The organism is Luteirhabdus pelagi, assembly GCF_016827595.1.
Lineage (GTDB): Bacteria > Bacteroidota > Bacteroidia > Flavobacteriales > Flavobacteriaceae > Luteirhabdus > Luteirhabdus pelagi.
Genome location: NZ_JAECMS010000003.1, coordinates 42515 through 65647, shown reverse-complemented (window position 1 = coordinate 65647; position 23133 = coordinate 42515). Strand labels below are relative to the sequence as shown.

General features: G+C 40.8%; 20 protein-coding genes. 11 read left to right on the top strand and 9 right to left on the bottom strand.

The genetic code is table 11. The features are described 5' to 3' along the window. The first annotated feature begins 17 nt into the window (after nucleotides 1-17). From I4Q58_RS09510 to I4Q58_RS09490, 5 genes are read left to right on the top strand one after another with little or no spacing between them, the layout of a single operon-like run. Complete coding sequence (locus tag I4Q58_RS09510) at nucleotides 18-1976, top strand: BatA domain-containing protein (protein ID WP_203295641.1); 1959 nt, start codon at nucleotides 18-20, stop codon at nucleotides 1974-1976. Between the two features lie 12 nt (nucleotides 1977-1988). Continuing rightward, nucleotides 1989-3245, top strand: coding sequence for a dihydroorotase (locus tag I4Q58_RS09505; protein WP_203295640.1), 1257 nt, complete (start codon nucleotides 1989-1991; stop codon nucleotides 3243-3245). Then, a complete protein-coding gene (locus I4Q58_RS09500) occupies nucleotides 3245-3553 on the top strand; it encodes a hypothetical protein (protein WP_203295639.1) in 309 nt (102 codons plus the stop codon). Before I4Q58_RS09505 ends, I4Q58_RS09500 begins: the two co-directional genes overlap by 1 nt. Before the next feature lie 42 nt (nucleotides 3554-3595). Then, entirely contained in the window at nucleotides 3596-3946 is a 351-nt protein-coding gene (locus tag I4Q58_RS09495) for a DUF4870 domain-containing protein (RefSeq protein WP_203295638.1), read from the top strand. Between the two features lie 23 nt (nucleotides 3947-3969). Next, complete coding sequence (locus I4Q58_RS09490; protein WP_203295637.1) at nucleotides 3970-4626, top strand: alpha/beta hydrolase; 657 nt, start codon at nucleotides 3970-3972, stop codon at nucleotides 4624-4626. A 289-nt stretch (nucleotides 4627-4915) separates the two neighbouring features. Here the strand turns inward: I4Q58_RS09490 and I4Q58_RS09485 are convergent, their stop codons facing one another. After that, nucleotides 4916-5410 (bottom strand): hydrolase, encoded by a 495-nt coding sequence (locus I4Q58_RS09485; RefSeq protein WP_203295636.1) that lies wholly within the window; start codon nucleotides 5408-5410, stop codon nucleotides 4916-4918. Beyond that, a complete protein-coding gene (locus I4Q58_RS09480; RefSeq protein WP_236002883.1) occupies nucleotides 5411-6187 on the bottom strand; it encodes an MBL fold metallo-hydrolase in 777 nt (258 codons plus the stop codon). It abuts the gene before it with no gap. A gap of 82 nt (nucleotides 6188-6269) precedes the next feature. Between I4Q58_RS09480 and I4Q58_RS09475 the strand changes: the two genes are divergently transcribed. Next, the gene (locus tag I4Q58_RS09475; protein ID WP_203295635.1) at nucleotides 6270-7721 is read left to right on the top strand and encodes a TonB-dependent receptor; all 1452 of its coding nucleotides are present in this window, start codon (nucleotides 6270-6272) and stop codon (nucleotides 7719-7721) included. 11 nt (nucleotides 7722-7732) lie between these two features. On the opposite strand, the gene bcp is transcribed toward I4Q58_RS09475, so the two are convergent. Then, complete coding sequence (gene bcp, locus I4Q58_RS09470; protein ID WP_203295634.1) at nucleotides 7733-8188, bottom strand: thioredoxin-dependent thiol peroxidase; 456 nt, start codon at nucleotides 8186-8188, stop codon at nucleotides 7733-7735. A gap of 30 nt (nucleotides 8189-8218) precedes the next feature. Between bcp and I4Q58_RS09465 the strand changes: the two genes are divergently transcribed. Continuing rightward, nucleotides 8219-8875 (top strand): endonuclease III domain-containing protein, encoded by a 657-nt coding sequence (locus tag I4Q58_RS09465; protein ID WP_203295633.1) that lies wholly within the window; start codon nucleotides 8219-8221, stop codon nucleotides 8873-8875. A 254-nt stretch (nucleotides 8876-9129) separates the two neighbouring features. Here I4Q58_RS09465 and I4Q58_RS09460 read toward each other — a convergent pair whose 3' ends face one another. After that, nucleotides 9130-9714 carry an RNA polymerase sigma factor gene (locus I4Q58_RS09460; protein ID WP_203295632.1) on the bottom strand — a complete coding sequence of 195 codons (585 nt, stop codon included), beginning with the start codon at nucleotides 9712-9714 and terminating at the stop codon, nucleotides 9130-9132. 246 nt (nucleotides 9715-9960) lie between these two features. On the opposite strand from I4Q58_RS09460, the gene uvrA reads away from it, so the two are divergent. Continuing rightward, nucleotides 9961-12738, top strand: coding sequence for an excinuclease ABC subunit UvrA (gene uvrA / locus I4Q58_RS09455; protein WP_203295631.1), 2778 nt, complete (start codon nucleotides 9961-9963; stop codon nucleotides 12736-12738). A gap of 265 nt (nucleotides 12739-13003) precedes the next feature. Continuing rightward, on the top strand, nucleotides 13004-14254 hold the full coding sequence (locus I4Q58_RS09450) for a hypothetical protein (protein WP_203295630.1): 1251 nt from the start codon (nucleotides 13004-13006) through the stop codon (nucleotides 14252-14254). A gap of 63 nt (nucleotides 14255-14317) precedes the next feature. Here I4Q58_RS09450 and I4Q58_RS09445 read toward each other — a convergent pair whose 3' ends face one another. The 3 genes from I4Q58_RS09445 to I4Q58_RS09435 form a co-directional block, all read right to left on the bottom strand. Continuing rightward, nucleotides 14318-15598 carry a glycosyltransferase family protein gene (locus tag I4Q58_RS09445; RefSeq protein WP_203295629.1) on the bottom strand — a complete coding sequence of 427 codons (1281 nt, stop codon included), beginning with the start codon at nucleotides 15596-15598 and terminating at the stop codon, nucleotides 14318-14320. Nucleotides 15599-15600: 2 nt separating this feature from the next. Continuing rightward, nucleotides 15601-18045, bottom strand: a complete 2445-nt coding sequence (locus I4Q58_RS09440; protein ID WP_203295628.1) for a YfhO family protein — start codon at nucleotides 18043-18045, stop codon at nucleotides 15601-15603. A 114-nt stretch (nucleotides 18046-18159) separates the two neighbouring features. Then, nucleotides 18160-18429: a DUF4834 family protein gene (locus I4Q58_RS09435; protein WP_317194059.1), complete on the bottom strand. Its 270-nt coding sequence runs from the start codon at nucleotides 18427-18429 to the stop codon at nucleotides 18160-18162. A gap of 56 nt (nucleotides 18430-18485) precedes the next feature. Here I4Q58_RS09435 and I4Q58_RS09430 point away from each other — a divergent pair, with 56 nt between their 5' ends. Both I4Q58_RS09430 and I4Q58_RS09425 read left to right on the top strand, forming a co-directional pair. After that, nucleotides 18486-19535, top strand: a complete 1050-nt coding sequence (locus tag I4Q58_RS09430; RefSeq protein WP_236002882.1) for a transporter — start codon at nucleotides 18486-18488, stop codon at nucleotides 19533-19535. Nucleotides 19536-19541: 6 nt separating this feature from the next. Continuing rightward, nucleotides 19542-20660, top strand: coding sequence for a GTP cyclohydrolase (locus I4Q58_RS09425; protein ID WP_203295627.1), 1119 nt, complete (start codon nucleotides 19542-19544; stop codon nucleotides 20658-20660). 49 nt (nucleotides 20661-20709) lie between these two features. On the opposite strand, the gene I4Q58_RS09420 is transcribed toward I4Q58_RS09425, so the two are convergent. Both I4Q58_RS09420 and I4Q58_RS09415 read right to left on the bottom strand, forming a co-directional pair. Continuing rightward, nucleotides 20710-21969: an aminotransferase class I/II-fold pyridoxal phosphate-dependent enzyme gene (locus I4Q58_RS09420; protein WP_203295626.1), complete on the bottom strand. Its 1260-nt coding sequence runs from the start codon at nucleotides 21967-21969 to the stop codon at nucleotides 20710-20712. A 124-nt stretch (nucleotides 21970-22093) separates the two neighbouring features. Continuing rightward, nucleotides 22094-23128 carry a PLP-dependent cysteine synthase family protein gene (locus I4Q58_RS09415; RefSeq protein WP_203295625.1) on the bottom strand — a complete coding sequence of 345 codons (1035 nt, stop codon included), beginning with the start codon at nucleotides 23126-23128 and terminating at the stop codon, nucleotides 22094-22096. Nucleotides 23129-23133 lie beyond the last annotated feature (5 nt).

Genomic DNA, 23133 nt, shown 5'->3' with positions numbered 1-23133 from the left:
AACAATTATTGAACGGAATGCAGTTTAAACACCCCGAACTTCTCTACGCCCTATTCGCACTGCTGATACCGATTCTTATTCATTTATTTCAACTACGTCGATTTCAGAAAACGGAATTTACTAATGTAGCCTTCCTGAAGCGTATTTCGCTGCAGACACGAAAAAGTTCAAAACTAAAAAAGTGGCTGACCCTTTTCCTTCGACTCGCGGCCTTGGCTTGTATCATCATTGCTTTTGCACAACCGTACCAAGCTTCAGACATTGCGTTGGACACCGAAAAGGAAACCGTACTCTATTTAGATAATTCCTTCAGCATGCAAGCGAAAGGAAGCAGTGGAGCTTTATTACAAAGAAGTATCAATCAGTTGATGGACCGCGACATCAATGCCAATAAATTTAGTTGGTTCACTAATACCGAAACCTATAAGGAAGAAAGCCCTACCGATTTTCGTGAGAAATTACGGGCTGTCGATTATACGTCAACACAATTATCGCTCCCCGAAGTATTGGTAAAGGCACAGCAACTTTTTTCAGGGAATAGTGGGGTAAAGCGATTGATAATCATATCCGATTTACAGGCTCGTGAGACACTTCCAGAAGTTCCTTCCGATATACAACTGGATGTCATTTCCCTTCAACCTGAGAATAGATCGAACATTGCTCTCGATACCGCTTATATCGAAACCAGAACAGTGGATGAAGCTGAAATAAAGGTTGTTGTTTCCGGTCAGGAAAGCAATACCGACGACATTCCTGTGTCCTTGTTTCAAGGGGAAACCCTTATTGCCAAAAGCGCTGTCGATTTATCGACTGCGAGAACTGCCGAAGTATCTTTCACCCTTCCAATTTCGAACGGATTTCAAGGCGCTATCCAAGTTTCGGAACCAAATATGCCCTTTGACAATACGCTCTACCTGAACATCAATAAACCAGAAAAAATAAAGGTGATGAGCATCAATGAGGGCGATGCCAGTTTTTTACAGCGCTTATTTGAAGTGCCCGAATGCGAGTATACACAGCAAGAAGCTTCTTTCTTGAACTATAATGAAATACCCAACCAGAATTTAATCATTCTTAATGGGTTAAAGACTATTCCGAATGCGCTACAGCCGGCCCTCGTTTCCTTTGTTGAAAATGGTGGAAGTGTAGCAATTATTCCTGGGAATGAAAGCGATAGGATTAGTTATAACTCATTATTGCAGCAATTACGCCTTCCTATTTTAAGTGAAATCGCCACTGAAGAGAAAAATGTGACTAATATCCAATTTTCGCATCCGTTATATGAAAATGTATTTGAAAAGGAGGTTGTCAATTTTCAATATCCAACGGTTCAGTCACATTACCCCCTTGCATCCGCGGGAGCTTCAACCGCTTTGACATTTTCTGATGGAAGCCCATTTTTGGTCCAATCGGGCACTTCCTACTTGTTTTCAGCTGCTTTCAACCAAGAGAACTCCAACTTCAAAAGTTCGCCTTTAATTGTACCTACCTTTTTCAATATGGCGCAGCAAAGCTTGTCGTTGCCGACGATGTATGCTGAAATCGGTATTCAGAATACATTCGACATTCCCGTTTCGCTTCAACAGGATGAAATCGTTAAAGTTCAAGGAGTTGAAGGAATATTTATTCCCCTTCAACAGAGCAAAGCGAACAAAGTGGTGGTTACAACGACCGATCAGCCTTCCGATGCTGGAACCTACAGGGTGTTGAATAAAGATGAAACTATTCAATATTTGAGTTATAACTACAGCCGTTCCGAAGGAAAACTTCAGTATGCCAATGTAGACGATTGGAATGGAGCAATGAATTTTTCAAGTATCGACGAACTGTTTTCCGCTATTGCGCAAGAAAACGATGTGCAACAGTTTTGGAAATGGTTTGTTATTTTTGCGAGTGTCTTTTTGTTGGCTGAAATGTTGGTATTAAAATATTATAAGGATCGAAAGATTCGGAACGTAAAACCTGAATCCGTTTAACACTTCCCTCCTATGGAACTACTTTTAAGAGCCGCAACCATCATCGACCCAAGTAGCAAGCATCATGCTAAGAAACGCGATGTTCGTATTAAGAACGGGGCCATTACCGAGATAAAGGCGTCGATTAAGGATGTAGGAAATGCTAAGGAAATTAAACTTCCCGATTTGCATATTTCCAAAGGCTGGTTCGATAGTAGCGTGAGTTTTGGGGAACCAGGCTATGAAGAACGGGAAACGATTGCAAATGGATTGGAAACCGCTGCCTTAAGTGGTTTTTCCCATGTAGCGTTAAATGCCAATGTGCTTCCTGTTACCGATAGTAAGTCGCATGTGAAGTTTCTACGTTCCCAAGCCGAAAACCATGCTGTATCGCTTCACCCAATGGGTGCGCTTACGGTGAAGAGTGAAGGAACCGATCTTGCCGAATTGTACGATATGTATTCGCATGGCGCTGTTAGTTTCTACGATTATAAGAAACCAATTAGCGATGCCAATGTGTTGAAATTGGCGTTATTGTACAGCCAGAAGTTTAATGGCATTGTACAATCGTTTCCACTGGAGCGTTCTGTTTCACGAAATGGCATTATGAACGAAGGAATAGTCAGCACCATGCTTGGATTAAAGGGAATACCTTCTTTTTCAGAAGAACTTCAGATTGCTCGTGACCTCTATATATTGGAATATACAGGCGGACACCTTCATATTCCGACGATTTCAACTAAAGAATCGGTAAAGCTTATAAAGGAGGCTAAGAAAAAAGGGTTGAAGGTAAGTTGTAGTGTTGCGGTGGAAAACTTGCTTCTAACGGATGACATGCTAGAAGAGTTCGATACACGGTACAAGCTACTACCACCACTACGGACTGAGGGCGATGTAAAAGCACTTCGGAAAGCGGTAAAAGATGGAACCATCGATATGATTACCAGCGACCACAACCCCATCGATATTGAACTAAAGAAAACTGAGTTCGACCACGCTGCCTATGGTAGTATCGGATTGGAAAGCTGTTTCGGTGCCTTGAATACGATATTTGATTTGGAAACCACTGTGAAGATGCTTACTAATGGCAGTGACGTTTTTCTTCAGCAGAGCGATTCGGTTGAGGAAGGCAATACGGCGACCCTCAGTTTGTTTACGCCTAAAGAAGCTTGGACCTTCACCAAGGATGATATTATTTCGACCTCCCAAAACGCTTCCTTCTTACATCAAAAAATGAAAGGACGTGCATACGGAATCTATTCGAATAAAAAACTGAAATTGAACAACTAATGTGGCAACCATCGGCAAAGACCAAAGCGATTATAGCCTATCTAACCTTTATTGGATTGATAGTTGCTTTTTTCGTGAATCGTGAAGACAAGCATGCCTTTGCAACCTGGCATATCAAGAATATGTTCGGATTGTTACTCTTGCTGATTGTCTCATTGGCGCTTCAAGACTATTATATCGGCTTCATCATCTATTGGCTTGCTGTTGGATTATGGGCCTTTTGTTTCTTAATGGCTATTCTGGGAAAAAGACAAGGCATTCCATTCTTCAGTGAGAAGTTTCAGCAGTGGTTTACATTTTTAGATTAGTTTTCTATCTTTAGAAATAGAATGTATTTAATCCATTCGACTATGGAACCAACGCACGAACAATATTCTGTTGATGATGGTAAGACGATTGCCATCATTTCTTATTTTACCGTAATCGGCCTTATCATCGCTTATTTGCTAAACAATGATAAGAACAATCCTTTTGCCGCCTTTCACATCCGTCAAAGTCTCGGACTTATCGTAACAGGGTTGGCCCTTTGGTTTGTCATTACAATCTTTTTCATGATGCTTTACATTCCTTGGTTAGATTCTGTTTTGTATTTAGTAATGGTGGTATTGTGGCTTTTTGGATTAATAGGTGCCGTCCAGGGACAGAAAAAACCGGTCCCAGTGCTAGGCGATGAATACCAAAAATGGTTCGCAGGCATTTAAGGCACATTCCGTAGTTTTGTACTATGGAAAAGAAAAAACTATCGCTGACACATCGATTGCGACCCTCAAAAAACACCGATACAAAATCACCTTTGCTAGTAATGCTTCACGGCTTTGGTAGTGACGAAAACGATTTGTTCTCCTTCGCTAGTGAACTTCCTGAGAAATATACCATTGTCTCTCTACGTGCACCCATTCAAATGCAACCGTACGGCAATGCGTGGTATAATATTTATTTCGACAATTCCGAGGGAAAGTTTAGCGACACTGAGCAGGCAATCAAATCGCGTGATTTGCTAAAGGATATTTTGGGTGAAATTCATAAAAACTATCATACCGATCCTGATAATGTTACGTTGTTAGGATTTAGTCAGGGTACCATCTTAAGCTTTGCAGTTGCATTAAGCTACCCTAAGCTTGTTCGAAATGTTATCGGACTAAGTGGTTATATAAATGAAGACCTATTGAAAGAAGGCTATCGTAATAATGACTTTAGCAGATTGAAGGTATATTCCTCCCACGGAAGTGTCGATCAGGTGATTCCTGTCGATTGGGCTCGAAAAACAAAACCTTTTTTGGAAAAGCTGAACATCGACTGCTCCTATTCTGAATTTCCAGTTGGCCACGGGGTAGCACCACAAAATTTTCAGGAATTAAAGGATTGGTTGGAGAAGCGGTAGGTTTGGAGTATTTAGTCGGTAGTCAGTAGTCAGTTGTCTGTAGTTGTTGGTCCTAAGTCTTGAGTCTTGAGTCTTTAGTCTTTAGTAGGCAACTGGAGGAGAGTTATTGGAGTCTTTGATATTTCGCCATTAACCAGTTTATAATTACTTTTTATTAATTGCCTGCCTTAGGAGGATTCACCCGCCAACCGGTTACTCAAAATTAATCACCAATCACTCTTCACCGATCACCGCTCACTACCTGCGACTTACAGCTTAAAGCCTGTAGCCTACAGCGTATAGCATAGAGCTACTGAGCATACAACACCGATCCCAAAACGTTTAGGTCAATGGTATTGTCTTCATTAATGAAGTATTCAACGATCATTTCACCCCAATACTGTCCATCGGTAAAGTCGGTTACCACCCAACGATGGTTCAAAAATTTCACTTTATTGATCTTAAAATCACCTTGCAAACCTTCATACGGCACTAATGGGTGATCGCCATCTTGCGCATTCAGCTCATATAAGTGTTCTCGAACCAAATTTGCGATATAGGAAGCCTCGTATCCCCTTTTTTCAAGATAGGTCATGGCGTTTTCATTTCCCATTAATGAAAAATAATTGGCTTCCATGTTCATATCCTGTAAGCTGTCGCTTAAAATTTCATAGGATTCGGATTTTTCTTTTAGAGTTTCAATGGTATTCTCCTGTTCCTCGAATATACGTTTCTCGTTCATATACTGATAGATAATGAATAAAGCCGCAAAGAAAAACAGGTACATGAACAGATTCTTTCTCATCTAAATGGTAATTTTTAAGGTATCGTAGGCTAGAAATACATTTTTGGGAAGTTCCTTCGAAACTTCCTCATGAAAACCGAGCAAATGGCTGATATGCGTTAAATATGCTCTTTTGGGTTTGATTTTATTGATAAAAGCCAATGCCTCCTCCAAATTTAAGTGCGATCGATGGGGTTTATGACGTAGTGCATTCACCACCAAAACATCGGTACCCTTAATTTTTTCCGCTTCCTCTTCAGAAACCGACTTCATATCGGTAATATAGGTGAAACCTTCCACCCGAAAACCCAATACGGGCAAGTCGTGATGCCATACTTCAATTGGGACAACCTTCTTCCCTCCTATTTTGAAGGTAGTATCCTTGTCTATTTCAACTTCATCTAAAGTAGGAGCACCTGGATATTTATTTTCAATTTCAAAGATATAAGCAAAACGTTGGTGCAATGCTTCAAATACTCTAGGATGTGCGTAAAAAGGAATATTTCCCTGTTTGAAGTAGAATGGGCGAATATCATCCAAACCGGCCGTATGGTCGCTGTGTTCATGCGTTAAAAGAATCCCGTCAAGTTTCTTGACATCCTCCCGAAGCATTTGGTAACGAAAATCGGGGCCACAATCGATCACGTAGGTGTAGTTTCCCCATTCCAATAGCACGGAAACGCGTAATCGTTTGTCTTTGGCATCGGTGCTTTTACAGACGGGATGATCGTTTCCGATAATCGGAATTCCCTGCGATGTTCCTGTGCCCAAAAAAGTAACGGTTATTTGTTCCTCCATTCACACAAAAGTAACGGTATTTTTTTTGAATGGCTATGGCTTTTCGTACCTTTGTTAGGACGAATTAATACCGCTTATTGCTATGCCAGAGACCATTTTAGGTGACAAGGAATTTGAAAATATTCCCTCCATTCGGAGTAAGGCCCTACGCATCAATTTAAACGAAAACATTTACGGTACTTTTGCCGAAATTGGAGCTGGACAGGAAACCGTTCGAAATTTCTTTCGTGCGGGAGGTGCTTCGGGTACGATTGCGAAGACAATGTCGGCCTACGATAAGGATTTTAGCGATGCTATTTATGGTGAAGAAGTAGATGGTCGGTATGTAACCGAATCTCGCCTAAAGAAGATGCTTTCACATGAAATCAATCTTATTGAAGAGCGTATTGTTCGTAAAAAACATCCCAACAAACTTTTCTTCGCTTATGCGAATACTGTTGCTACTATCGACTTTGCCAAGAAATACAAAGGTCATGGTTGGGTTGGAATTCGGTATCAGGTAGATCCGAAGGAAGATTACAATGAAATTTTATTGCACGTACGCTTTCATGAAAATGAAGCCGTGCTTCAGCAGATAACATTAGGAATATTAGGGGTGAACTTAATTTATGGCGCCTATTATAAGTACGATACGCCCAAAAAGTTACTTCGCTACCTTTATGATCATATCGATAAGGACAAGATTGAAATCGATACCATCAATTTCTCTGGTCCACGCTTTGAAAAAGTAGATAATCGCTTGATGAGTCTTCAGCTTATTAAAAATGGCATGACTGAAGCGGTTATGTTCGGGCCCGATGGCAACAATATCCTTCCGGCGCGTATTCTGTATAAGAAAAACTTATTGGCACTTCGGGGAAGTTTCCGCCCTGTCACTAAGGTGAATATCGATATGTACGAGAAATCGTGCGAAATGTTCCTTAAGGAAAATAAAGTTGAAAAAGATCGTACGGAGGTTATTTTCGAGATTACGCTTTCCAATCTTCGAGCAGAGGGTGAAATCGACGAGGAAGACTTTATGGACCGTGCAAAACTACTCTGTTCCTTAGGTCACACAGTAATGATCTCCAACTTCCAGGAATACTATAAATTAGTAGAATACTTCTCTCGCTACACCAAAATGCGAATGGGCTTGGCCATGGGAGTAAACAATCTTGTCGATATTTTTGATGAAAAATATTACCGTCACTTAAGTGGTGGTATTCTAGAAGCCTTCGGTAAGTTATTCTTTAAGGATTTGAAGGTGTATCTCTACCCAATGCGCGATCCTGAAACGGGTGAATATACAAACAGTGAAAACTTGAAGGTACATCCTCGAATGAAGGAGTTGTATAAGTTCTTTAAATATAACGGTAAGGTTGTCGATATCAAAGATTTCAACCCAGATATCCTCGATATTTTCTCTCGTGAAGTGTTACAGAAAATAGATGATGGAGAAGACAACTGGGAGAATATGCTTCCCCCAGGAGTTTCTGAAATCATTAAGGAGAAAAAGCTATTTGGATATCATTCCAAACAGCTTAGCGCTCAATAAAAAGAAGGAAATTAGTCGTTCAAAATTTGAGCGGCGTGTTCCTTGGTTTTTACTTTTTCGATAACACGCTCTACTTTGCCCTCTTCATCAACGATAAACGTCATTCGGTGGATGCCGTCGTATTCGCGTCCCATAAACTTTTTTGGACCCCAGACGCCAAAGGCATTAATAACTTCTTTGTTTTCATCGGCTAGAAGTGGAAACGGAAAATCGTACTTTTCACTGAAATTCTTTTGCTTCCGTTCGCTATCAGCGCTAACACCTAATAACTTATACCCTTTCGACTTCAATTCTTCATAATTATCACGAAGATTACAGGCTTCTTTGGTGCAGCCTGGCGTGTTCGCTTTTGGATAGAAAAATACAATGAGCTTATGTCCCTTATAATCGTTTAGGGAAACAGGGTTTCCATTTTCATTTGGTACGGTGAAATTAGGGACTTTGTCCCCTACTTGTAAGGTTTTCATTTGCTATTTTTGTTTTAAAAGTAGCCAAAAATGACGAAACAGGAAAAGGTTGCGTTTGTAATCGACACGTTAGAATCTATTTATCCGGAAATTCCTATCCCCTTAGAACATAAAGATCCCTATACTTTATTAATTGCCGTTTTGTTATCGGCCCAGAGTACCGACGTGAAAGTAAACCAAATTACTCCTTTACTTTTTGAGGTGGCCGATAATCCTTATGACATGGTAAAGCTTTCGGTTGAAGAGATACGTGAGATTATCAAACCTGTGGGGCTCTCCCCTATGAAATCGAAAGGAATTCATGGACTATCTAAAATTTTAATAGAAAAATACAACGGACGTGTTCCACAAACATTCGAAGGATTGGAAGAATTACCAGCTGTAGGGCATAAAACAGCGAGTGTGGTGATGGCCCAGGCATTCAATGTTCCGGCATTTCCAGTAGATACCCATATCCATCGTCTGATGTACCGTTGGGGATTAAGTACTGGAAAAAATGTGAAGCAAACAGAGAAAGATGCGAAGCGCTTGTTTCCGAAGGATAAATGGAACAAGCTTCATCTACAAATAATTTGGTATGGACGCCAATACTCTCCTGCCCGTGGATGGGATTTAGAAAAGGATATCATTACCAAAAAAATAGGACGCAAAAGCGTCCTAAAGGATTACCGTAAAAAGAATGGCTAATGAAAAACCCCCATGTTCAATAACGTGGGGGTTTTTGCAAAGTTTAGTTAAGAAGCGTTTCAAACTTCATTTGTTGGCAATCTATAACACTTAATGCCTTCGAATAATCTAATAGAAACTTAACAGTCTCTTCTTTCGGGACCAACTTATCATTCACGGATCCCGCACGTGAAGGTTTAGAGTACATTTTTTGCATAGAACGTATTTTTGAGGTTGATGTTACCATTTAACGTTGCAAAAAACGGTTTATTGTGTTAATTCGTCAATACAATATTGTGTTTTTCAATTACTTTCCTCAAATTAATTAGGGCGTAGCGCATTCGACCCAGAGCAGTATTGATACTAACACCGGTTTGCTCGCTTATTTCCTTAAAGCTCATTTCCTTATAAATTCTCATAATCAAGACCTTTTTTTGGTCTTCGGGAAGCTCTTGAATAAGTCGTCGAACATCATTTTCGACTTGACCTTTAATCATTTGCTTTTCAGCATTTAAGGCGCCATCAGATAAAACGGAAAAAATATTGAAATCATCCTTGTTCTCAAACTTCGGCATGCGATTATTCTTACGGAAATGGTCGATAACCAAATTATGGGCAATTCGCATTACCCAAGGTAAAAATTTACCTTCTTCGTTATATCCACCCTTCTTCAAAGTCTTAATGACCTTAATGAAAGTATCCTGAAAGATATCTTCCGTAATATCACGGTCAAATACCTTAGAATAGATAAAACTGTATAAGCGTTGCTTATGGCGATTGATTAGTTCACAAAGTGCGGATTCATTGCCTTCAAGGTAAGTTTTTACCAAAACAGCATCCGAGGGGGTGTTTTGTATCATACTACTACTTTTTAAGTAAAACAACTATTTGTAGTTGGTTGTAATGTCGGTTGTCGGTTAAAAAGTAATACTATGCTATAGGCAATAATTTTTGAATTCCTCGTTAAGTGCCGTAAATATAACAACAAAGATTTGTGAATTGCAAATAAAAACTAAAAAAATCCTTAAAAAAGCGTGTAATTGTTAACGTGTAAAGCAGTCGCGGATGTAGTATCTTTGCGGTTTACAGCTAAAAATCTTCAAATTTTGACGACTGCTACAATAAATACTAAAGAAAATATTTACATACAAGGCGCAAAACTTCATAATCTGAAGGATATCAGTGTCGCCATCCCCCGCAATAAATTGGTTGTAATTACTGGTCTCTCAGGAAGTGGGAAGTCAAGCCTGGCGTTCGATACTTTGTATGCGGAAGGGCAGCGACGCTATGTGGAGAGCCTTTCGTCCTATGCACGACAATTCTTGGGCCGTTTGGATAAACCGAAGGTAGATGCTATAAAAGGAATTGCACCAGCCATTGCTATCGAACAGAAGGTGAATGCAACGAATCCTCGTTCTACCGTGGGCACAAGTACTGAAATATACGACTACCTAAAGTTACTGTACACACGTATCGGTCGCACCTACTCCCCTGTTTCAGGAAAGGAAGTGAAGAAGGATACGGTTACCGATGTCATCAATTTTGTTAAAACCTTGCCCGAGCGCGAAAAATTGCTATTGGTCGCTCCTATTCATTTGGAAGAAGGGCGAACGATGAAGAATAAAGTCCAAGCGTTGGCTCAACAAGGATATGCCAGAGTAAAATTGAAAAATGAAGTGCTTCGGATGGATGAACTGAAAGATGATCATTATGCCGATGAAATGGAGCTGGTAGTAGACCGTGTGATTACTCAGGAAGATGAAGACTTCTACAATCGTTTGGCCGATGCCGTTGAAATGGCTTTTTATGAAGGAAAAGGTGAATTATACCTCGAAAAACTTTCCAACAACGAGAAAATCGAATTCAACAATAGATTTGAAGCGGACGGGATCACCTTTACCGAACCGAACGTTCATCTTTTCAGTTTCAATAACCCATATGGTGCTTGTCCGAATTGTGAAGGCTATGGCGATGTAATTGGAATAGATGAAGACTTGGTTATTCCGAACACAGGACTATCTATCTATGAAAATGCTGTTTTCCCCTGGCGTGGCGATAGCATGAGCTGGTATCGAGATCAATTGGTAAACAATGCGTATAAATTCGATTTTCCGATACACAAACCTTGGTATGAACTCAGCGAAGCGCAAAAGCAATTGGTTTGGGATGGTAATAAATATTTTGAGGGATTAAATGACTTCTTCGCCTTCTTGGAGTCCAAAAGTTACAAGATTCAGAATAGAGTGATGTTATCTCGCTATCGCGGAAAAACCCGATGCAGTGTCTGTAAAGGCAAGCGACTACGACCAGAAGCAGGCTATGTGAAAGTGGGCGATACAGCGATTCAGGAATTAGTGGAACTTCCACTGGAAAAAGTAGCTGAATTCTTTAAAAACCTAAAGCTAAACGAATACGACACGGAAGTTTCAAAACGCTTACTACTTGAAATCAACAATCGACTTGCCTTCTTGATGGATGTTGGTTTGGGCTATCTTACTTTAAATAGAAAGAGCAACTCCCTTTCGGGAGGAGAATCGCAGCGCATCAACCTGGCCACTTCTCTAGGAAGTAGCCTTGTAGGCTCTATGTATATTCTTGATGAACCGAGCATTGGCCTACACCCCAAGGATACCGAGCGGTTAATCGGTGTTTTGAAATCCCTTCGCGATCTTGGAAACACGGTTATCGTGGTGGAACACGATGAGGATATTATGAAAGCAGCCGATGCCATCATCGATATCGGACCTGAAGCTGGAACGTATGGTGGAAAGGTTGTTGCCGAAGGTACTTATGAGGATATCTTGAAATCTGATTCGCTAACGGCACAATATTTAAATGGCGACATGGAAATTGAAGTCCCAAAAAAACGACGGACTTCCAAAAAGAAACTTCACCTTATCGGTGCACGTCAAAATAACCTCAAAAATATAGATGTTGCGTTTCCCTTAGGGGTCTTTACCGCCGTGACTGGGGTTTCTGGTAGCGGAAAAAGCACCTTGGTAAAAAGTATTCTCTACCCAGCACTACTTCGAAAGATAGGCGGCTATGGTGAAAAACCTGGTCAGTTTACAGAATTGGAAGGGAATTTCGATTCGCTCAAAACCATTGAGTTTGTAGACCAGAACCCTATCGGACGCTCGAGTAGAAGTAATCCCGTTACCTATATTAAGGCATACGACGATATTCGGTCGTTATTTGCAGGTCAGAAATTATCGAAGATTCGAAATTTTAAGGCTAAACACTTCAGTTTTAATGTAGATGGCGGCCGTTGCGAAACGTGTAAAGGTGAAGGAGAAGTCACGGTAGAGATGCAGTTTATGGCCGATGTTCATTTAGAGTGCGATACCTGCCATGGAAAACGGTTTAAGAAAGAAGTATTGGAAGTTACCTTTCATGATAAGAATATCGATGATGTCTTAAACATGACGGTCGATGATGCCATGGCATTCTTCACCGAACATGAGGAAGATAAGATTACCCGCAAACTAAAGCCCTTACAAGACGTTGGATTGGGGTATGTACAACTCGGGCAGAGTTCTTCAACTTTATCAGGTGGTGAAGCACAGCGTATAAAACTTGCTTCCTTTTTAGTGAAAGGTGATACTAAGGACAAGGCACTCTTCATATTTGATGAACCTACAACAGGGCTTCACTTTCATGATATCAACAAGCTATTGGCTTCATTCTATGCTCTATTAGATAAGGGACACACGGTAATTGTGGTAGAACATAATATGGATTTGGTGAAATGTGCCGACCATATTATCGATCTTGGACATGAAGGTGGTTTGAAAGGAGGTGAAGTTGTGGCTCAGGGAACCCCGGAGGAAATCGTAAAGAACAAACATTCCCATACCGCACATTATTTAAAGGAAAAGGTATAGTTTTAATTTTTGGCACAGTGCTTGAAAAGATAAAATTGAGTTATTACTAAAGTAATACTCTCATAGTTTTGGTTGGTTAATTTGAGATAGTCCGCTAAATTTTTTAATAATTTGGCGGACTTCTTCTTTTTAATAACAGTACTAATAAACTGTAAAACCCCTGTAAATAAAGGGTTTTATATTTTTGGCACGATGGTTGATTTCATTAAAGCGTACTAAGCTGACCAAAAAAAATAAAACAAGTACAACCCTAAAATTCTCAGTTATGAAAAAAGCAACCGTAATCTTAGCAAGTTTGTTCTTAATGCTCGGAATGATATTCCCAACCACAGCAAACGCAAACGAAGAAGTAGCCACTAGTTATCGATACGATGGAAGTTCCTACGTATTTGTTGAAGGAGCCGTAGAGTTTTCCGTATTTCCCGATGGTCAATTCGATTTTGTATACCTAGGAAATCGTGGTGGTAACAATGTAAATGTTAATGTAAATACACCGAATGTGAATATCTCCTTCAACTCGGGTTATAATTATGATGCATACGTTCAGTATGACGATTATGGTGCCGTAATTCAGGTTGAGGATGTTCCGATTTACTACGATGAATTTGGTCGTATTGTTCAAGCAGGTACTACCGAGATTCGCTATAACGATCGCCGTATCGTTCGCGTAGGTGGACTACGAGTATTCTATAATAATTATGGTCACTTCGACTATTACACAGGCTTTATTAATGTATGGACGCCTCGTTATATCTATCGACCATGGCATGTGTATTATGCAAGACCTTTTTACTCTAGCTGTATAGTGTACGACTATCCGTATAGAAGATACTATAGTCCTATCAGATATTCGTGGAGACAACACCGTGTTTTTTATGGAAACCGTCACCGAGTAGCGTACGCTAACGGACGCCGAGATTTTCATAGGCCAGGAAGTCGTGTTCATTATAAAGATGGTCGTGTAGCGAAACGTAGGGATTTCAACCCGAATCGTAGAAATAGCTATGCAAGAAACAATCCTAGAAGAGATGCTAGAAATAATAATACTGTAGCACGTCGTAATGCAAATGCAAGACGCACTCAGCAAAACACGAGAAAAGCTAGCGCTCAAAAGAGAACGGTAAGACGTAGCGACAATAATGCCAGAAGAACGGTTTCGCGCAGCGATCGTAATGATTCGCAAAGAGGAATCGCTCGAAGATCATCTTCGAATGATGCCCGTAAAGATAAAACGGTCCGTAGAAGTCGGCCGACGACACGTAGTTCTGAAAATCGTTCCGTTCGAAAGTCACGGTCAAGCAATAGAAGTGCTCGAAAAGCAACACGACCTTCTACTACTTCTAGAAAGGCTACCGTAAAGCGATCTACTAGAACTGCTTCTAGAGGAAGTAGTGCAAATCGCTCAAGTAACAAAAGGTCTAGAAATTCGTCGGCAAATAGGAGTACTTCCCGTACTTCCTCAAACGATAGATCATCAATCCGCTCTTCCTCTAGTAGAAGAGGACGCGGAAACTAATAAGAGTTTTTTGGTTGGTTGGAAACCTCTCGCAACGCTTCGGCTGCGCGGGAGGTTTCATGTTTATAGCCCCTGAAGAATATCAGCCATCGTTTTGGAAACGGCTTTTCGGGTGAAACGCTCCACTCCTTTCGAGTCGATTTTCAAGGTTCCTTCTTGATACCTTTTATAATACTGAAGAATTGTATGCTTCAATTTTTCTTTTTCAGCATACGTTGAAAAATAACCTCCGTTGGTTTGTTTCAAAATCGTTTCAATATCACTTCCCTCCGGTCCTAATGCTAGAATAGGCCGTTTTGCCGCCAGATATTCGAATAGCTTTCCCGGGAGGATAGCAGTCGTTTCTGAACGATTCATCTCAATCAGCAATAAAACGTGCGAATTATGTTGAAGCTGAAGCGCCTTACGATGTGAAACATAGCCAAGCACGTTGAGATTATCTTTTAACCCCTTCACCTTAATACTTTCAATAACCTGCTCGCTGATTGTGCCGGCTAATTGGATTTTCAAGTCTTTTTTGAAAAGTTGATTTTCTGTGGAAAGTTCCGATAATACTTCCCATAAAATATGAGGATTGCGATCGGTTAGTAATGATCCTATGTGCGACAAAGTAAACTGAGAATCCAAATTTGAAGAAATATCTTCCACGGGTTCATAGCCATTGGTAACCAAATGAATGGGGGTATCTGTCTTTCCTTCAAACTCTGCCTTTGTTCCCGGACTGGTGACAGTGATAGCGGTGGCGGCATTCAAAATCTGTTGCTCTAGTTGAAGATGGCGTTTCGCCGAACTTTTCGTCAGCTGTAAATCTTTATGGTAGTGGATAGTCGTCCAGGGATCCCGAAAATCGGCCAGCCAAGGAATAGTTGTCGCTTTTTGCAAGGCTTCACCTATAAGATGAAGACTATGAGGAGGACCTGTAGTGACGATTGCATCGACCGGATTCTCTTTTAAATAGGATTTTAAATATTCAACGGAAGGCTTCACCCACCCTATCCTAGCATCCGGTATAAAAAAGTTACCGCGAATCCACAGTAGCAACTTTTCCATCGCCGTCATTTTTTTAGAGGAAATCACGCCGCGACTCATCTTTTGCGTTTTCGATTTGGAAAACCATTTGGCAAAGCGATAGGGTTCCTTTATCGGTTGTGAAAGAATGGAAATATCCTTTGGAATCTCTTCAGAAATATTTTCATCAATTATAGGATAGTGCGGATTAGAAGGTATATACATGATTGGTTCAACACCAAATGCTGGTAGATAGGTCGCGAACTTCAACCAACGTTGCACTCCTGGTCCGCCCGCGGGTGGCCAATAATATGTAATGATGAGTACCCGTTTCATGTTTAGTTGGTAGCTACTTCACTCCTATTTCGATAACCAATCCATATTCCACCAACGACGAGCAATCCTAAAAGAATACTGCTTATCAAACTGATACTGCTACCGGTTGAAATAACTTGCGGTTCAAACTTGAATTCTATTTTATGATTTCCAGCGGGAACTGTCATGGCTCGTAAAGCATAATTGGCTCTATAATATTCCGCGGGTGTTCCGTCGATAGACACTTTCCAACCATGTGGGTAATAGACTTCAGAGAAAACAGCAAGCTGTGGTGAAGTCGACGACGATTCATATACCAAATGATCGGGTGCGTAATTTACCAATTCAATCGTGGCAGTACTGTCTCGATCAACTTTTTGAGTGGGTACTATATCTTTAAACTCCGAATGAATTACAGCGGTCGTTTTGGTATTCAAACTATCCAGTTGTAGCAGTTCTTCATCAGCAGAATCCACTAGCTTGACATTCTCTATAAACCAAGCATTGCCGTTTGCGTACGGATTCCGTTGCGCAAAGGGGCGTCCGTTTTCACTCTGAACAATAATGTAGCCAACATTTAGCATATTTAGAATGCCAATATTTCCTTGTGAAATATAGAAATCGTTCAAACCCTTCATTCGTCCCGGTTTCGCGGCGTGATAGCCACCTACGGATTTATGGAAATAACTTGCACGACCCGAATTGAAGCCACCTCCAGCGGCATCGTATACACGGTAATGACCCTCAGGATTTTCCTGAAGAATTTGGTCGTCGGCTGCGTTTTCCTGAAACGGTTGCTCCATAACCCGCTTCGCCACAAAATCGTCGTTATTGACATACCGGCGATCCACGCCAACCAAATCGATTAGCAATAGCACTGTAAGAACACCAATTGCCGGTGTCGTTTTTAGTTTTTGACGAGAAGCCAACCACAGCGTCACAAAACCACCAAGAACCAATAATAGCGATCGCAATGCATCGGACGTCATTAAAGACGCACGATCCTCTCGTAGTGCATCCATCACTTGAATACCAAGCTGTTCACGGATCATTGGGTCGTACGGACTTGCAAAATCGAATAAGGATGAGCCAACAAGAAATAATAAACATAATCCACCAACAATTCCGCCTGACCAATACAAGGCTTTATTCTTTTCTTCTTCGGAAGTAAATTCGTTCAGGAATTTATAGATGCCGAATACCGCCATAATCGGAAGCACCAACTCCAATATTACTTGAATGGAAGAAACAGCCCTAAACTTATTATATAATGGAACGACATCGATAAAAAGTTGGGTAAGCCATTCTAGGTTTTTTCCCCATGAGAGAAATAAACTCAATAGAAAAGCACTCAGTAGCCACCAGCGCAAACGACCTTTCACCAATATAATGCCGAGCAATGCTAAGAAAATTACGATAGCACCAATATAGGCCGGAGCAGCCACAATAGGCTGATCACCCCAATAGGTTGGAAGCTGCTGTACAATTTGAGCCGCATTCTGTGGTCCTGCTCCCATTTTTACCAAGGCTTCATACGTCTCAGAATCCGTTGGAAGGGCATCACTGGAACCACCTCCCATAAAATTTGGCACCAATAGATTGAAACTTTCTAATATTCCATAACTATATTCGGTAATGTATTCGTAGTCCAGCCCATCGGTATTGTCTTTCGGAGCGCCGTTTGGAGTAATGGTCAGCTCACTCTGACCACGGGTAGAAGTATCGGCGTATTCCTTGGTAGCTAAAAGATTTGTGGCATTTAACCCTAATGCTATAACAACAGCTACCACCATAATACCTAGGGCTTTAAAATAATGCGGTATTAATTTCTTTTTAACGGCATCGATGAAATAAGCAATTCCAATACAAATCACTAATAGTAACAAATAATACGTCATTTGAAAGTGATTGGCTGCCAGCTCAAGACCCATAGCTATAGTCGTGAGTAGAAAGCCATACAAATATTTTCCTCTAAACGTTAATAATATACCAGCTAGCACCATCGGCATATAAGCTATGGCGTGGGCTTTGGCGTTATGACCAACCCCCAGAATAATGATTAAATAGGTGGAAAAACCAAAGGCAAGCGCTCCTAAAAATGCGTATTTATAATCTAGCTTTAATACAAGAAGCAATATGTAGAACCCTAGGAAATACAGGAAAAGATAATCGGCTGGTCTCGGTAAAAACCGTAGCAATCCATCAACATCTTTGATATAGTTATGCGGGTATTTTGCACCTAGTTGGTAGGTTGGCATTCCGCCAAACGCATTATCGATCCAATAGGTTTCTTCTCCAGTTTCGGTACGATAATCTTTTAGCTGCTTTGCCATTCCCTGGTATTGGACGATATCACTTTGGAATATGGTCTTTCCCTGTAAAACAGGATTGAAATAGACTAAAGCCGCTAACACAAAAAGCGCTAGAACAATAATATGAGGTACTAGTTTCTTAAGGGATTGCGCCATGAACAAGGTTTATTTTTGAAAAGTGAAAAGTAACAAAAATATACCGCTTTGCGGTTACGGCATAAAAAAATCCGTTGCGTTTACAACGGACTTGCTCTTACTTGATATATTTGGTTATTCTATTTCTTCGTATTCCACATATTCTCCGACTTCCTGACGATGTTTATTATCTTTCCGCGGCATTTTATCGATGGAAACTTTCCCTTCTTTCTCTTTTGAAGCATTCTGAGTATCGTTGAAATTTCCCTGAAACGCTTTTTCAAACCGTTCCCCTGCTTTCTTCGCCATATACTTCATAAGAAAGGGCGCTGCCAATCGGATTAGAAATTTCAATCCAAAATACACCAAAAGGATTATTAATACCGTTTTCAAAAAAGTCATCATAACATTTCAAAAGTACCAATAGCCTACGAAAAAGGCGAACCCAAACTATTAAAAAAATGATAAATTCTTATATCTTTGAACGAAACCAACGAACCGCTATGCACACCCGTATACTAGGCATTTCTTTACTTTTCTTTTTTATTTCCTACGTTTCTTTTTCCCAGTATACTGAAATGATCAACACTAACCGACCAGGTGTTTCCCAAGGAGCATTTTCGGTAGGCACCAATGTGTTACAATTTGAAACCGGACTTCGGTATGGAACCGAGGAACACCGCCTATTGGATACGAAAGCTACCATTTTTGGTTGGGATTATGCCGTCCGTTACGGTTTTTGGAGAGAAGAGTTAGAAGTAAGCATTATCGGCGATTTCCAGCGCAATGTTGTCGACGACTTGCGAACCACTGCCGATGATGATGATAAAAATACGTTCGCAAATTTCAGGAGCAATACCATTGGAGCCAAGTACCTGATTTATGATCCCTATCGCCAAATGGAGGCGGAAGGCCCAAACTTATACAGCTGGAAAGCAAACAATCGTTTTCAATGGGCAGACCTTATACCTGCTATTTCTGTATATGCTGGGCTGAATGTGGACATCATAGTTGAAAATCCTTATACCCCTGAGTCCACGGGAACGCTAAGTCCGAAGTTTGTACTTTCCACCCAAAACAACTGGATTGGTGGATTTGTATTTGTTACGAATATCGTGGTGGATAGAATAACAACCGACTTTCCCTCCTATGGATATATCGTTACATTGACACACGCGACAAATGATTATTTTTCCATTTTCTTGGAGAATCAAGGGTTTAAGAGTGATTTTTATGCCGACCAATTACTTAGAGGTGGTGTTGCAGCTCTGATCAATGAGAATTTACACGTAGATTTATCGGCTACCATCAATTTTAAGGACACTCCTTCTGTATTCTACGGAAGAGTGGGCGTTGCCTATCGTTTTGATATGCACGACAGAGACGAATATATTGAGGAAAAAGGAAAAGCCGGAAGAGAAAAACGCAAAAAATACCGTGAACAGAAGAAAGAGAAAAACCAACGTAAAGATGGTTTTGAAGATGATGGCGGCGGTTTGTTAGAAGAATAGATGTCTATGATTACCATTACCGAGGTACAATCGAAAAAGGAGCTGAAGCAATTTGTGACGTTTCCTTTTAGTTTATATAAAGATTCTCCCTATTGGGTACCACCCTTAATTAAGGATGAAATGGAAACCCTGAATCGAGATAAAAACCCAGTATTTAAAAATGCGGAAGCTTGGTACTACCTCGCTAAAAGGAATTCCAAAATAGTTGGGCGAATCGCGGTTATCGTCAATCATTTGGAAATAAACGATATAGGCAAGAAGAAAATCCGGTTCGGATGGTTTGATGTGATCGATGACGTTGACGTAACCAAAGCACTCCTTAATAAGGTTTTTGAAAAAGGTGAAGAATTAGGATTGGAATACGCCGAAGGTCCTGTAGGCTTCAGCAATATGGAGAAAGCGGGCATACTTACAGAAGGCTTTCAGGAAATGAACACCATGATTACCTGGTACCATCATCCTTATTATGCCGAACACTTCAGCCAATTGGGATGGGAAAAACAGGCAACCTGGGTGGAATATAAGATGAGCATTCCAAACGTGATCAAAGAAAAGGTGGCAAAGTTTTCGAAATTGATCAAGGAACGCTACGGATTCTCCGTTATTCGCTTCAAAAACAAAAAGGAAATTCTACCATATGTTGATAAGATGTTCGAATTGTTAAACAATACCTACAATAATCTTCAAACATTTGTTCCGATTCAACAATATCAAATTGATTATTATAAAGAAAAATACTTCAGTTTTATCCATCCAGATTATATCACATGTATCAAGGATAGCAATGATAAGCTTATCGCTTTTTCAATCGTGATGCCTTCCTTCAGCAAAGCTCTCAAAAAAGCGAATGGAAAGTTATTTCCAACGGGTTGGTATCATATTCTCCAAGCCCAACGTAAAAACGATACGGCTGCCTTTTATTTAATAGGGATTGAACCAGAATACCAAGGAAAAGGCGTAACAGCCATCATCTTCGAGGAAATGCAGTATCTGTTCAACGACAAGGGTATTAAAACGGTAGAGACCAATCCAGAGTTGATCGAAAACAAAGCGGTACAACAATTATGGAAGGACTATGATCCTGTGAAGCACAAAGAACGAAGCACTTTCAGAAAAAGTCTTTAACAAAAAAGCCACCTAAAACGGTGGCTTTCTATTTTTTTATAGAGGAACATTATTCCCCCATCGCCTGTGCGACGGCAGCAGACAAACGCTTATACGTTCCATTTTCTAATCGCTCACGAATAGCAGAGAAAGCATCCAAAGTTTCATTAATATCATCCATGGTGTGCGAGGCCGTTGGAATCATACGCAATAGGATAAGCCCCTTTGGAATTACAGGATATACTACTATTGAGCAGAAAATTCCGTAATTCTCACGAAGATCCTTCACCAAGGCCATCGCTTCAGGAATACTTCCCTTAAGATATACAGGCGTAACACAACTTTGTGTTGTTCCAAGATCGAAACCACGATCTCGAAGGCCACCTTGCAGGGCATTCACATTTTCCCATAGTTTTTCCTTCAATTCCGGCATGGTTCGAAGCATATCCAAACGCTTTAAAGCACCTACCACCAATTGCATCTGCAGTGACTTCGCAAACATCTGTGAACGAAGATTGTATTTTAGGTAGTTGATTATTTCCTCATCGGCAGCAATAAACGCTCCAGTACTTGCCATCGACTTCGCGAAGGTTGCGAAATATACGTCGATACCATCTTGAACGCCTTGCTCCTCTCCCGCTCCGGCGCCAGTTTTACCTAGCGTTCCAAAGCCGTGGGCATCATCAACAAAAAGTCGGAAGTTATATTTTTTCTTAAGGGCAACGATTTCTTTCAGTTTCCCTTGTTCGCCACGCATTCCGAAGACTCCTTCAGAAATAAGAAGAATCCCTCCTCCTGTCTTTTGGGCTACTTTTTCGGCGCGACGTAAATTTTTCTCAATGCTTTCTAGGTCGTTATGCTTATAGGTGAAGCGTTGTCCTAGATGAAGTCGAACCCCATCGATTATACAGGCATGAGCATCTACATCGTATACAATTACATCATCCTTTGCAACCAAGGCATCGATGGTTGAAACCATACCCTGGTATCCAAAGTTTAGTAGGTACGCCGCTTCTTTATGAACGAAAGTCGCTAATTCTTTTTGAAGTTGTTCGTGAAGATCGGTGTGCCCACTCATCATACGAGCACCCATTGGATAAGCGGAACCCCATTTTTCGGCTGCTTCGGCATCTACCTTTCGCACTTCGGGGTGGTTGGCCAAACCAAGATAATCGTTCACACTCCAAGTAATGACCTCCTTGCCATTAAACTTCATACGGTTACCGATTGGTCCTTCCAATTTTGGGAATACAAAGTAGCCTTCTGCTTGCTCTGCCCATTTTCCCAATGGTCCTTTATCCTTGTAAATTTTATCGAATAAGTCTTTCATGCACACGAATTATTTCAATTCAAGGGGCAAAAATAAGGAATTTAATCAGCCTAACAAGAAATAATAGCATAGGAAACGACTAGGATAGTCGTGAATTATCAACAGCTTATCACCCGAAAATAACTTATTTTACGTAGGTAATTCCCTTTTTCTCTTCTTGAAAGTCGAAGAAGCCTTGCTGTTCCATCCAATCATCGCTGTAAATCTTGCTCATATAGCGACTTCCATGGTCCGGGAATATAACAACGATATTGCTGTTTTCATCGAATTCACCTGCTTCCTCCAGTTGTTTTAGTCCTTGCATGGCAGCACCACTGGTGTAGCCAGCGAAGATTCCTTCGGTTTTGGCAAGTTCACGTGCCATGTGAGCACTTTCCTCGTCCGTAACCTTTGTAAAGGAATCGATGCTATCGAAATCAGTAGCATCCGGTATAAGATTTTTACCCAAGCCTTCTATGCGGTAGGGATAGATTTCATTTTTGTCGAATTCGCGTGTTTCATGGAACTTTTTCAATACAGAACCGAAAGCATCGATACCCAAGACTTTGATGTCTGGGTTTTGCTCCTTTAAATAGCGTGCTGTACCAGAAATTGTGCCTCCGGTTCCACTGCACGCCACTAAATGTGTAATAGCCCCATTTGTCTGTTTCCAGATCTCAGGACCCGTAGAAGCATAATGCGCATCGATATTTAGCTTATTAAAGTATTGGTTTATATAAACCGATCCATCTATCTCTGAATGAAGACGTTTTGCTACTTCGTAATAACTTCTAGGGTCATCTGCGGGCACGTGAGCTGGACATACATATACCTCCGCTCCCATCGTGCGAAGCATATCGATTTTATCTTTTGAAGACTTCGAGCTAACCGCTAAAATACACTTGTAGCCTTTAAGAACGCTAACCATCGCAATGCTAAAACCCGTGTTTCCACTCGTAGTTTCGATGATAGTATCGCCTGGGGTAAGAATTCCTTGTTTCTCGGCTTGTTCTATGATGTATAATGCGATTCGGTCTTTGGCAGAGTGACCAGGGTTGAAAGCTTCCACCTTTGCAAAATAGTTGCCTTTCATTTGCGCCGTTATGTGCTGTAAACGAATGAGCGGAGTGTTTCCGATCAATTCCAAGACATTGTCATGCGCTTGTATTTCTTGCTTCATAAAGG

Bases quoted from the DNA above. Each gene is read 5' to 3' on its own strand.
- I4Q58_RS09510 (WP_203295641.1), top strand. From the start codon at position 18: ATGCAGTTTAAACACCCCGAACTTCTCTACGCCCTATTCGCACTGCTG.
- I4Q58_RS09505 (WP_203295640.1), top strand. From the start codon at position 1,989: ATGGAACTACTTTTAAGAGCCGCAACCATCATCGACCCAAGTAGCAAG.
- I4Q58_RS09500 (WP_203295639.1), top strand. From the start codon at position 3,245: ATGTGGCAACCATCGGCAAAGACCAAAGCGATTATAGCCTATCTAACC.
- I4Q58_RS09495 (WP_203295638.1), top strand. From the start codon at position 3,596: ATGGAACCAACGCACGAACAATATTCTGTTGATGATGGTAAGACGATT.
- I4Q58_RS09490 (WP_203295637.1), top strand. From the start codon at position 3,970: ATGGAAAAGAAAAAACTATCGCTGACACATCGATTGCGACCCTCAAAA.
- I4Q58_RS09485 (WP_203295636.1), bottom strand. From the start codon at position 5,410: ATGAGAAAGAATCTGTTCATGTACCTGTTTTTCTTTGCGGCTTTATTC.
- I4Q58_RS09480 (WP_236002883.1), bottom strand. From the start codon at position 6,187: ATGGAGGAACAAATAACCGTTACTTTTTTGGGCACAGGAACATCGCAG.
- I4Q58_RS09475 (WP_203295635.1), top strand. From the start codon at position 6,270: ATGCCAGAGACCATTTTAGGTGACAAGGAATTTGAAAATATTCCCTCC.
- bcp (WP_203295634.1), bottom strand. From the start codon at position 8,188: ATGAAAACCTTACAAGTAGGGGACAAAGTCCCTAATTTCACCGTACCA.
- I4Q58_RS09465 (WP_203295633.1), top strand. From the start codon at position 8,219: ATGACGAAACAGGAAAAGGTTGCGTTTGTAATCGACACGTTAGAATCT.
- I4Q58_RS09460 (WP_203295632.1), bottom strand. From the start codon at position 9,714: ATGATACAAAACACCCCCTCGGATGCTGTTTTGGTAAAAACTTACCTT.
- I4Q58_RS09450 (WP_203295630.1), top strand. From the start codon at position 13,004: ATGAAAAAAGCAACCGTAATCTTAGCAAGTTTGTTCTTAATGCTCGGA.
- I4Q58_RS09445 (WP_203295629.1), bottom strand. From the start codon at position 15,598: ATGAAACGGGTACTCATCATTACATATTATTGGCCACCCGCGGGCGGA.
- I4Q58_RS09440 (WP_203295628.1), bottom strand. From the start codon at position 18,045: ATGGCGCAATCCCTTAAGAAACTAGTACCTCATATTATTGTTCTAGCG.
- I4Q58_RS09435 (WP_317194059.1), bottom strand. From the start codon at position 18,429: ATGATGACTTTTTTGAAAACGGTATTAATAATCCTTTTGGTGTATTTT.
- I4Q58_RS09430 (WP_236002882.1), top strand. From the start codon at position 18,486: ATGATAAATTCTTATATCTTTGAACGAAACCAACGAACCGCTATGCAC.
- I4Q58_RS09425 (WP_203295627.1), top strand. From the start codon at position 19,542: ATGATTACCATTACCGAGGTACAATCGAAAAAGGAGCTGAAGCAATTT.
- I4Q58_RS09420 (WP_203295626.1), bottom strand. From the start codon at position 21,969: ATGAAAGACTTATTCGATAAAATTTACAAGGATAAAGGACCATTGGGA.
- I4Q58_RS09415 (WP_203295625.1), bottom strand. From the start codon at position 23,128: ATGAAGCAAGAAATACAAGCGCATGACAATGTCTTGGAATTGATCGGA.